Annotated in this window: 11 protein-coding genes; 2 read left to right on the top strand and 9 right to left on the bottom strand. The window is 39.8% G+C overall.

The window, feature by feature from the left end:
* From QVO88_RS08455 to QVO88_RS08415, 9 genes are all read right to left on the bottom strand, one after another.
* Nucleotides 1–742: PucR family transcriptional regulator (locus tag QVO88_RS08455; RefSeq protein WP_288177917.1), on the bottom strand; the 742-nt coding region annotated here is incomplete at its 3' end.
* A gap of 135 nt (nucleotides 743–877) precedes the next feature.
* Entirely contained in the window at nucleotides 878–1,780 is a 903-nt protein-coding gene (speB, locus tag QVO88_RS08450) for an agmatinase (RefSeq protein WP_022288059.1), read from the bottom strand.
* Between the two features lie 19 nt (nucleotides 1,781–1,799).
* Complete coding sequence (locus tag QVO88_RS08445; RefSeq protein WP_022288058.1) at nucleotides 1,800–2,462, bottom strand: cyclase family protein; 663 nt, start codon at nucleotides 2,460–2,462, stop codon at nucleotides 1,800–1,802.
* Between the two features lie 15 nt (nucleotides 2,463–2,477).
* Entirely contained in the window at nucleotides 2,478–3,800 is a 1,323-nt protein-coding gene (locus QVO88_RS08440) for a M28 family peptidase (RefSeq protein ID WP_022288057.1), read from the bottom strand.
* Between the two features lie 14 nt (nucleotides 3,801–3,814).
* Nucleotides 3,815–4,888 (bottom strand): PotD/PotF family extracellular solute-binding protein, encoded by a 1,074-nt coding sequence (locus QVO88_RS08435; protein WP_022288056.1) that lies wholly within the window; start codon nucleotides 4,886–4,888, stop codon nucleotides 3,815–3,817.
* A gap of 1 nt (nucleotide 4,889) precedes the next feature.
* A complete protein-coding gene (locus QVO88_RS08430) occupies nucleotides 4,890–5,672 on the bottom strand; it encodes an ABC transporter permease (RefSeq protein ID WP_022288055.1) in 783 nt (260 codons plus the stop codon).
* Nucleotides 5,673–6,536: an ABC transporter permease gene (locus tag QVO88_RS08425; RefSeq protein ID WP_022288054.1), complete on the bottom strand. Its 864-nt coding sequence runs from the start codon at nucleotides 6,534–6,536 to the stop codon at nucleotides 5,673–5,675.
* Nucleotides 6,537–7,658, bottom strand: coding sequence for an ABC transporter ATP-binding protein (locus QVO88_RS08420; protein ID WP_022288053.1), 1,122 nt, complete (start codon nucleotides 7,656–7,658; stop codon nucleotides 6,537–6,539).
* An 18-nt stretch (nucleotides 7,659–7,676) separates the two neighbouring features.
* A complete protein-coding gene (locus QVO88_RS08415; RefSeq protein ID WP_022288052.1) occupies nucleotides 7,677–8,015 on the bottom strand; it encodes a P-II family nitrogen regulator in 339 nt (112 codons plus the stop codon).
* Nucleotides 8,016–8,311: 296 nt separating this feature from the next.
* Here QVO88_RS08415 and QVO88_RS08410 point away from each other — a divergent pair, with 296 nt between their 5' ends.
* Nucleotides 8,312–9,805, top strand: coding sequence for a M81 family metallopeptidase (locus QVO88_RS08410; protein ID WP_022288051.1), 1,494 nt, complete (start codon nucleotides 8,312–8,314; stop codon nucleotides 9,803–9,805).
* 308 nt (nucleotides 9,806–10,113) lie between these two features.
* The coding region (locus tag QVO88_RS08405; protein ID WP_288177912.1) for a cellulase family glycosylhydrolase at nucleotides 10,114–11,050 on the top strand (937 nt) is incomplete at its 3' end.

Genomic DNA, 11,050 nt, shown 5'->3' with positions numbered 1-11,050 from the left:
TCAGAGCTTCCTGAAAGCTTTTCTTTAATTCCGATATGTATTCATATGCAGATCCTATCCCTGCCTTTGCGTCAATGCCGTAGTAAGAATTAATGTGGTCTATTATCCTTGTGAGTATATTGGAGAGCAGATCGCGGCTAAATAACTCCGAGGGGATAAGCATTATGCCTGTATCTATTTGCCAGAGCATCAGCATTTTTTGCAAACCATAGTTTTTAAATTCATATCTGATATATCTTTGCAGATTTTCATAAGAGTCCTGAAGTTTGTTGTTTTTGTTTAACTTCAGCACGACTATGTGATTTTTATCCGATATATTAGTGCCTAGATAGCCTGCCCGTATCTTTATATCAGCGTCATTTATATTAGAGGAATAAATTATTGCAGCAAGAAGCTGATCTATCGAGTTTGTGTTGCTTTCTTCTTCCACCAATGCCTTGCATACGATCTGTGAAAGATCAATGAGGTGCAGATCATAGGACAGTTCAAACAGCGGTAGTTCGTTGTCATTGCAGTATTCGGTCAGCATAGGTGATATCTGTCCGACATTTATAACAAGCCCAGCTATATTCTTTTGGTTCATTTCCACAATCATACTGAGCATTTTGTCATCATTGTCTGTGAGTGCTGCATTTGTGACAATAACAAGTTCTCCTCCGTGTATCAACTGTGAGACTTTAAAATCATCTGAAAGACATTGTGTACAATCGGCAAAATATATCCACCGTATGTTTCTGTACATTCCTGACCCACCCGCTATAAGCTTCATTCCTGAATATATTTTGGGAATGTTCATTAGATCTTCGCAGTTCATTTGTTATCACTCCTAAAAACACCTTTAGCCCATAGGTAAAACTATGGGCTGGAGATGCGAGATTTATCCTTTATTATACATAAGATACATAAGGTCCTGTGCGATCGTTGCCGCCGCAAGTGCGGTGATCTCGCTGTGGTCATATGCGGGAAGCACCTCTACAAGATCTGCTGCTACAACATTGATACCACGCAGTTCGTAAAGTAGTCGCCTTGCCTGAGCTGAGGTAGGACCGCCAATAACAGGCGTACCTGTACCTGGTGCAGCCGAGGGATCGAGAGCGTCAATATCAAAGGTTATGTATACAGGCATATCGCCCACAATGGCTTTCAACTGTCTAGCTAGCTCTTTCATATCCATATTTACAGCGTCCATAGCATAGAAAATATTATATCCACATTTAGTCATTTCAGTTCTTATAAAAACCTGCGCCGAATGTGACGGGTCGATACACCCCTCAGCCTGTAAGTCATATGCGAAGTTTGCGTGGGATACATTTCCATCAGTGGACGGAGTGCTGTCCTGATGAGAGTCAAAATGCAGCAGAGCAAGTTTTCCAAACTTTTCGCTTGCAGCTCTGACCATACCATATGGAATAGTGTGGTCTCCGCCAAGGGTAAGAAGTTTGCTGCCAGATTCAAAAACTTTTTTGGCAGTATTATACGTTTCCTCAAGCATTACCTTCGTTGTATTTGCACCCACATAGTATCCTACATCGCCGTAATCAACGATCTTTGCGTTATCGCTGAGTTTGTAGCTCCATGGGTAGGCAAAGCAGTTTGTAAGCTGACTCATATTTCTTATAGCTCTTGGTCCAAGTCTTGCACCTGGACGATTTGTAACACCACTATCGAAAGGTACACCCATTATAGTTATGTCAGCACATTCAGTATCCTGTGTGTACGGATAAAGATTAAAACTTGGTATTCCTGCATAATGCAGATGTTTCTGAATTTCATATTCCATAATAAATAGCTCCTTTATCTTAAAATGTTATTGCAGTTGCACGGCAGGGACTTCCTTCACCGTTATGCAGTTTTAGTGGAAAGGCTGTAAAAAAGAACTTTTCAGGCAGAGATGATAAATTTACAAGACCAAGTATTATCGGTATCCCTGCCTCTGAAAACTTATAGTCAGGAAGAACGAGGTCAGCTCCTACTGATGAGATCCCGTCATTCGGATCGCCTATCATAGGGCTGTCCATTCCCACGAGTTTTATTCCCTTTGATACAAGATATTCTGCCGCAGGTACTGTAATATATGGGCTTTCAGATACATATTCTTTTTTGTTCCAAAAGCTATCCCAATTTGTTCGGATAATACATATCTCGTCTTTTTCAAGATCATCAGCACCTGCTGCTTTTAGTCTTTTCACTGTTATCTCTTTGCTTTCTGAGAACGGCAGGTAAAGTAACCGAGCGTTACCTGCGAATTTCTCAATAGGGGTCTCGCTTATTCCCTGTGCGTTTTCGCTCCAATGAGCGCTGTTTTCTATGTGAGTGCCTGTGTGGGCTGTCAGTGTATATTCTCTTGCGATATAGCCATTTTTATCGACACACGCAAGATCTTTTACGCTGTATGGCGTATATGGCTCACCATAATACCACATTTTTTCTGTATATTCGCCGCTCAGATCAATTATTTTCATAACATATGCCTCCTGTCAGAAATCCCAGCCATATCGTGTGGCATATATATCAAGCTGTTTTTCAATATCATCAGTGTATCCCTGAGGTATTTTTTCAAGGCTGTCAAGATAGTTTATAAGCTCACTTGAGAAATCAATAGGCTGATCAAAGCCCCTTTTGTCAATGTTTTTCATATCATCAGCAGGCGTATGTCCCCATACGAATCCACCGTTTGACATAGTAAGACTAGGGATTTTGTTTGATGTGAGATTTAGTGTGTCACAGGGAACAGGTCCGGAAAAAATGTCCAACGTTGAGCCGCACTTTTCAAATACTTTTTCAAATATCGCTTCAAAGTCTTTTACGCCTGCATAGGTTATGGAATAAGGCGTTGCCATTCCAAGGATATCGTAATTGATATTATATTTTATACGTTTGTAAATGTCCTGGTTTTGCTGCAAAAAGTATTTGCTTCCGTGCAGACCAGGTTCGTGACCCGACCAGCAGGCAAAATACAAGGTCCTATGTGTTCTGACGCCCTTGTCGGATAGAGCCTTGTATTTTTCTGCTAATGCCATAACAGTGCCTATTGCACCTGCATCATCAACAGCACCTTTGCTGCTGACTGCCGAGTCAAGATGACCTGAGATCAAGATCACTTCATCTTGCTTGTCTGTACCCTCTATCACGCCTATCGTATTGGTGCTTTCTTTTTTCTGAACCTGAGTTTTTAGTTCAACGTGCAGTATGACCTTATCATTTTGGCTGAACAGTTTATTCACATCATTTTTGTTCATTATGAATGACGGCAGCATATACTGTGCTTCTCTGTACTCAAAATTTGAATACACATATGGTATGCCTTGCTGTGACTCGTCTGTTGTGAATATTACGGCAGCGGGTTTATATTTTTCAAGTACCTTGTAGGTGTCTATATCTGGGTAATCCATAAGAACGCTTCGCTCTATAACTACGATCTTTCCTTTGATATCTGTTTTTATACACTTGTCACTGATAGGATAGATCTCGCCGATAACACCCATTTTCTTGACGTCTGAATGTATAAGTACAGCTTCCGCTGTTAAGCCACCCTCTGGTGTATCTGTGCAGAAGCACACATTAGTATGTGGCAGAGGTGTGATTTGCTTGTTTGAGATCAACTCAATAACGCTTTTTTCAGTGTTGCAAACAGGTACTTGAAAATGATGCTGGATATATTTCATGCCGAGAGATCTGAACACTTCGACAGCGTGTTCTGCTGCCTTGTTCATCTGTGCAGTGCCTGCGATACGCTCTCCGCATTCTTCAACAAAAAAACGTGTATGTTTGTATGCTATCTCAGAATAATCTTTGCTCATTGTAGGATCACTCCTTAGTTTGACATGATCTTATTCCATTGTTCATCATATGTGGAAAGTGCGTCAGTAGGGAGGTCCGAATTGAGAATGTATGATTTTTTATCATCAGGGATCTCAAACATACCTTCTATTTTCTTATAATCATCGGAAACATAATTCAGCGCTTCCTCATTATTTGATATAGCGGGGTATGTATTCAAACACTCTGCATAAATTTTAGGGTCGCATATATAATCAATAAACTTTTCAGCATTCTTACTGTTAGGCGATTGCTTTCCAATAACCCAATACTGTGTGCATTGCATAAATGTCTGGTCTTCTACCTTGAGGTAATCAAGATCAGGGTCATCAAGAAGCGCCCTTGAAGCGTCACTTGCAAATGTAAGAGCCACACTGCATTCGCCATTTTTCACAGAAGAACTTGGTGTTGCACCGTCGAACACCTTTACGTTCGCAGTAAGCTTCTTGACCCATTCTGTTGCTTCAGCAATCTCTTTTTCGTCTGTGGAGGAGTCTGAATATCCAAGGTGCATAAGTGCTGACGGATACCACATGAACGAATAAGGCATTGTAACGATCTGACCACGAAGCTTTTCATCAAGAAGATCATCCATTTTTGTGATAGTGACAGGACAGGTCTTTGTGTTGTATATCCAAGTGTAACCGCCGGTGGTGTTATATGGAATAGAGTACTTCTTGTCATTGTCATTCAGTGAGATATCACATTTATCTGTGGAAATATATTTGCTGTTTGGAATATCTTCATAGCTTATTTCTTGAAGCATATCTGCATCGATAAGTGCGTGCAGAGTAGAAATAGCAGGCTGACCAATATCATAACCCTTGGGATCTTCTGACCACTTGGTATAGATGAGAGTGTCATTGTCAACATAGTCGATATTACACTTTATGCCTGTTTCTTTTTCAAAGCTGTCAATGACAGATTGAGGGACATAGTCAGGGTAAAGAATCATATTAAGTTCTTTTGTGTCGCCTTTGCTGCCTGAATTGTTTCCACAGGAAGCCAGTCCGGTTGTTGCCGCCAATACCAATGCTGCTGTCAACGCCAAAAATTTTCTTCTTTTCATTTTACTTTCCTCTTTTCTTTTTTATTGCAATAGCCGCGGTAGCTATAAGCATTACCGCAAATATTATGGTGAACAATGCGTTATATTCAGGTGAGATACCTACCTTCAGATTTGAGTATATTTTTACAGGAAGTGTGGTATATCCCGTGTTGCTGAGAAAATTTGATACGATAAGATCGTCAAATGACAGCGAGAATGCCATAAGTCCGCCAGTAAAAATACCTGGAAGTATCATAGGACAGATGATGTGTATGAATGTATATATCTGGTTTGCACCAAGGTCAAGTGAAGCTTCTTCTATAGAAACATCATAGTCTGCAAATCTTGACTTGAGCGTAACGATAATATACGGAAGAATGAATATAGTATGCGCACATACCATAACCCCAAAGCCTTTTGATATACCAGCTGCACCTGTAAGCCCAAGAAATGCTACCGCTATAACTATTTCTGGGATCACCATAGGTACAAAAACCATAAAATTCAGAAACGAACGGCCCTTGAATTTAAGCCTGCAAAGCGCATATGCACCAAGGGTGCCGATAAAGATAGCGGCAAGCGTACTTACTACTGCCAGTGTAAGTGAGTTTATAAGTACTTGGATCATTTCACTATCAGAAAACAGTTTGCTGTAATAATCAAGCGTGAAGCTTTCCCAATGCTGATTTGAAGGCAGGCTGTTGAATGAAAATGCGACCATAACTATTACAGGAATAAATACAAACACATATATCAGCATCACATAAGCATTCGTTATTTTATTTACAAGTTTGCTGTTTTTCATTTACATCGCCCCCAAATCATCAAGGTTTCCTATCCTACTGTAAAGATAAAGCATAAGCAGAATGAATATTACAACGCACACTGAGAGTGCTGCACCGAGAGGCCAGTTCCTTGCACTGAGAAATTGGTTGCATATAATGTTACCTATAATATATACTGTTCCACCGCCGATAACATCTGTAATAAAATATGTGCCTATAGCAGGAACAAAAAGAATGATAAATGCTGCGATTATTCCCGGAAAAGTCATAGGGAGAATTACCTTTATGAAGGTCTTTACCTTGCCTGCTCCAAGGTCATAAGACGCCTCGATAGTTGATTCGTCAAGTTTTTCTATAGATGAATATAACGGCATTACTGCAAACGGCAGAAGATATTGTACAAGCCCAATTGTGATCGAGCCGTTTGTATAAAGTATCTGCAAAGGTGAGCTTATGATATGAAGCTTCATAAGAGCAGTATTTATCAAGCCAGATGAATTAAACATTATAACAAGGCTATATAGTCTTGCAAGGCTACTGGTGTAAACAGGTATCATGAGCAGAAACATAAGCAGCTTGCCTGATTTTTTCCATTTTCTTGCCACAATAAAGGTAAATGGATATCCAAGCAATATGCATAATACAGAGCTTTTAAGAGCCATACATATTGATCTTCCTACGGCTTTGAGATAAGTAAAATCTGCAAGAGACTCATAAGCGTCAACTGTAAATCTTCTGATAGTGCCGCCGTATGCGCCACGTCCCATAAAACTCATTGCTGCAACATATAAAAGTGGAAGTACCACAAGCAGCAGAAGTGCCAAAGTTAGTGGGAGAATATATACAAGTGCCGTGAAATTGAACCTGCTGCGTGATGTTGTCATTTACTGCACCCCCCGCAATGTGTCAAAATTTTCGGCCATAGGGCCTGTCGGATTTTTGATCATTACAGCGTCCTTTGCGTCCCATTCAAGATATACCTTGTCACCGATATTTATATCGTTGTAGGAAGCAATGTCTGCAACTTTTATCTCGTGTCCGTTAGAAAGCACGGCAATATGTTTCATCATATTGCCAGTAAATATCTGCTCCTTTATCTCGGCTGGCAGTGAATTGCCGCTTCCTGCTTTTCTTGTGATCCGTACTTTTTCTGGACGAATGCAAACATATACCATTTGTCCTGCAACATAACCATCACCGCTGCACAGGATGTTTCCACTTTCGATCGCAACTGTGCAGTTGTCGCTATTTCTGTCCTTTACTACGCCCTCGAAGATATTTGACTCACCGATAAATTCTGCAACATATTTTGTTTTTGGCTTCATATAAAGTTCCTTTGGGGAACAGACCTGTTCAAGTATGCCCTTGTGCATTACAGCAATTCTGTCACTCATCGTCAGAGCCTCTTCCTGATCGTGAGTGATGTATATAAATGTTATGCCAAGCTTTTTCTGCATTGTTTTCAATTCCAGCTGCATCTGCTTTCTGAGGTTAAGGTCAAGAGCCCCCAATGGTTCGTCAAGCAACAATACCTTTGGATTATTGATGAGTGCTCTTGCAATAGATACACGCTGTTTTTGTCCGCCTGAAAGCTGAGCAGGCTTCCTTTTTTCATATCCGTCTAACCTGATAAGCGAAAGCATATGTGAAACACTTTCGTGTATCTCTGCTTTGGAAACTTTTTTTAATTTCAGACCATATGCAATGTTGTCATAAACGCTAAGATGAGGAAACAAAGCATAACTTTGAAAAGCCGTATTTACTTGTCTTTTATAAGGCGGAACACCTATCACGGAGCTGCCGTCGATACAAATATCGCCGGAGGAAACGTCCTCAAAGCCAGCTATCATACGCAGCGTGGTGGTTTTGCCGCAGCCAGAAGCTCCAAGAATAGTCAAAAACTCGCCCTCATAAATATCCAGATCAATATTCTTGACGACCTTGACATCATTGTCATATGTTTTTGATATGCCTTTTAAGGACACTATTACTTTTTTCTCTTTCATAGTTACCTCTCTTACTGCTTACAAAGCATTTTCTCCACATTCTCCTGTACGGATTCTCATGGCATCTTCGATGTTAGATACAAATACCTTGCCATCGCCGTGTGTTCCTGTACCAATCTCATTGTAGATGTCGTTCATAATGAGCTTTAGCTCACTGTCTTTTACAACTGTCATAACATATATCTTAGGGAGAAGATTAGTTGCAACATCATCATTTTCAGCTTTGCTGATATGACCTTTCTGACGTCCACAACCCATTACTGAATAAACGGTGAGACCAAGGCAATTGTGATTGACAAGGATCTTCTTGATAATCTCTAGCTTTTCCGTTCTTGTGATAATTTCGATTTTTTTCATGTAATCCAACCTCCTGAATAAAAAAGACGCCATTTGCCTTTAAAAAGGAAATAACGTCTTTGTTCTTTGAAATATTCTGTTTTGTCTTTCTATGACCTAAGTATATCACAATAAACAAGATTAATCAAGTTGTGCAAGTTACAAATAATGTTGTTGCGAGTGCACAATAATCAGTAATTGTGCAAAGAACACAGAGACAATTGTGGTGTTATGACCTTGAAATCTCTTTTATAATTTAATATAATTTTTATAAGGTAATGTTAAACCCTTAATAATGACTATTGGAGATGATTTTTATGAGAGCGGCGGTAGGCGGCTTTTTTCACGAAACAAATACATTCTGTGCTATACGCACAGACCTTGACAGCTTTAAAGCTCGTGATTACATTGATACTGATGATGTTAAGGAGTTTACGGAGTATTTCAACGACGCTCGTGAGATAACGGGCTTTTTGAGAACATTGGCAAAGTATAATGATGATGTATTACCTCTGCCAGCTGCGTTTGCTACGCCGTCGGGACTTATTGAAAAAGATGTATATGTCGCTATAAAAGAGAGAATGCTTGAAAGGATCGCTTTTACTAAGCCTGATGTTGTGTTTCTCAATCTCCATGGTGCAGCAGTAGTTGAAGGCTTTGATGATTGTGAGGGGGACTTGCTCAGCTCAATCAAGGCACTTGTTGGAGAAGGTACGCCGATATATGCTGTACTTGACCTGCACGCAAATGTATCTCCTCTTATGGTGAAGAATGCAGACCTTCTTCTGGGTTATAATACAGAACCTCACGTTGATATAAGGAAACGTGAATCGGAATGTGTGGAGATATATCATAGACAGCTTGAAGAAGGCTTTGTAATGAAAACGGCATATGCTCAGCCTCCGCTCCTTTTGCCTGCGATCAATACAGATACAAATGGTGGTGCTATGACGCCATTTATAGCCCAAGCTTTTGAATATGAGAAACAGGCAGGCGTTATCAATGTATCACCATTTGCAGGCTTTTATGGCTCTGACAAATATAATGCAGGTCCGTCTATTATTTGTACGGTGACAACAGATGTATCCGATGCACAGGCAATATGTAATGACATATCAAATATGTTTATAGACAAAAAAGATAGTTTCTTTGTGCACCTTGATCCACTTGACAAAATAATAAGCACAATAAAGAGTACACCTTCAAAGAAATATGCCGTTATCGATGAATGTGATGACCCGCTCGGCGGCGGTCCTGCTGATGGTACTTATATTCTTGATAAACTTATTGAGGGCGGTATAAATAAAATAGGGGTATCAACTATCTGTGATAGAGAGATCACGGAAATGGCTTTTGCAGCAGGAGAGGGTGCTGTTATAAAGGGACTTCTTGGTGGAAAAACTGATAATAAGCACGGACGACCTTTACCGATAATGGCGGTGGTCACTAAACTCATTTGCAAACCAATACCAATGTGCGAAGCTAATGGTGAAGAATTTGCAGATTATGGGGAAACATATACTGATTATGGTCGCATAGCTGTTATTAGCACGGAACAAGCAGATATTGTTGTAACTGAAAATAAAGTTCCAACGGAGATGATAAATATTTTTAGACATCTTGACATTGACAGCAACAAATATTCAGTTCTCGTTCTCAAAGGCTTCGGCCATTCATACAAGGCAAATTTTAGCGACAAGGAATATGTATATTTTACAGCAGAGAGTATAGGTGTCAATAATCCTGACGTTACAAAAATCGGTGAATTTAAGAAGATAAGAAGACCTGTTTATCCGCTGGATATGAAATAGTATGTTAGCTATGTTTCAAGGTAATTAGATCACAGATAACTATAAAAGAAGTCACCGCCGCAGGTCGTATTAATTCGTGACCTGCGGCGGTCTTGCATTATTTTATGTATAGCCTATCCGCTAATCTGAGAAAGGCATTTTTATATGTGCAACGTAATGCATGTCAATAGTTTAGAGAAATATTTTTAAAACGTCATAATAACATTACGATTTTTACACGAATATTAAAATTATGATATAATTTCCGGTCATATAGTGCTACGATATAGTTGCAAACAAAACTAGAATCAGAAAGGACGGTTAAAAATATGAGAAGATTTAATGGCTATATGCACGGCATCGATATCGGAGGCTGGCTGTCACAATGCGATTACAGTAAGGAACATCTTGATAATTTTATTACAGAGGAGGACATCAAGCGTATAAAGGGCTGGGGCTGCGACCACGTTAGAGTGCCTGTTGATTATAATATCTTTCAGGACGAAAACGGCTTTATAGAGAGCGGATTCGACTATGTTCAGAAGTGTATCGATTGGTGCGGAAATAACGGTATCAATATGATACTTGACCTCCATAAGACAATGGGCTTTTTCTTTGACAAGGCTCAGGCTGAAAGCGGATTCTTTGATAACGCTGAGCTTCAGCAGAAATTCTATGACCTTTGGGAAGAGTTTGCAAAGCGTTTCAGCAAATATTCTGACAGGGTCTCTTTTGAACTTCTCAATGAGGTAACTGATCCTAAGTTCAGCAAAAAGTGGAATGCTATCGTTGAAAATGCCATAAAGCTTATTAGAAAATATAGTGCTGATATAAATATTATTGTGGGCAGCTACTGGAACAACTCTATTGATTCAATGAAAGATCTTGATAAACCTTACGACGAGCATATAGTTTATACTTTCCATTGCTATGACCCATTCCTTTTCACTCATCAGGCTGCCTATTGGGTAGATGAGATGCCGAGAGATTTCAGGATCGATTATCCGGGAAGCGTCCCAAAATACAGAACTGAGATAAAGCGTCTTGGTCTTGAATATATGCAGACATACGAGGAGGTCAAGACAGAGAAATTTACGCCTGATTATTTTATGGGAAGATTTGCTGAGGCTGTAAGGGTCGCAGAGGAAAGAAATGTTCCTATGTATTGTGGAGAATACGGTGTTATAAATCTTGCATCTGCTGAAAATACTCTTAACTGGTACAAAGATATAAGCAGTGCCTTTGAGAAATGTTCTATCGGAAGAG

The organism is Ruminococcus sp. CAG:57, from assembly GCF_000435935.1.
GTDB lineage: Bacteria > Bacillota > Clostridia > Oscillospirales > Ruminococcaceae > Hominimerdicola > Hominimerdicola aceti.
This window is presented reverse-complemented; position numbering and strand designations above follow the sequence as displayed.

What these genes read in the sequence shown, in the direction of transcription:
- speB (WP_022288059.1), bottom strand. Translation starts at nt 1,780, where the DNA reads ATGGAATATGAAATTCAGAAACATCTGCATTATGCAGGAATACCAAGT.
- QVO88_RS08445 (WP_022288058.1), bottom strand. Translation starts at nt 2,462, where the DNA reads ATGAAAATAATTGATCTGAGCGGCGAATATACAGAAAAAATGTGGTAT.
- QVO88_RS08440 (WP_022288057.1), bottom strand. Translation starts at nt 3,800, where the DNA reads ATGAGCAAAGATTATTCTGAGATAGCATACAAACATACACGTTTTTTT.
- QVO88_RS08435 (WP_022288056.1), bottom strand. Translation starts at nt 4,888, where the DNA reads ATGAAAAGAAGAAAATTTTTGGCGTTGACAGCAGCATTGGTATTGGCG.
- QVO88_RS08430 (WP_022288055.1), bottom strand. Translation starts at nt 5,672, where the DNA reads ATGAAAAACAGCAAACTTGTAAATAAAATAACGAATGCTTATGTGATG.
- QVO88_RS08425 (WP_022288054.1), bottom strand. Translation starts at nt 6,536, where the DNA reads ATGACAACATCACGCAGCAGGTTCAATTTCACGGCACTTGTATATATT.
- QVO88_RS08420 (WP_022288053.1), bottom strand. Translation starts at nt 7,658, where the DNA reads ATGAAAGAGAAAAAAGTAATAGTGTCCTTAAAAGGCATATCAAAAACA.
- QVO88_RS08415 (WP_022288052.1), bottom strand. Translation starts at nt 8,015, where the DNA reads ATGAAAAAAATCGAAATTATCACAAGAACGGAAAAGCTAGAGATTATC.
- QVO88_RS08410 (WP_022288051.1), top strand. Translation starts at nt 8,312, where the DNA reads ATGAGAGCGGCGGTAGGCGGCTTTTTTCACGAAACAAATACATTCTGT.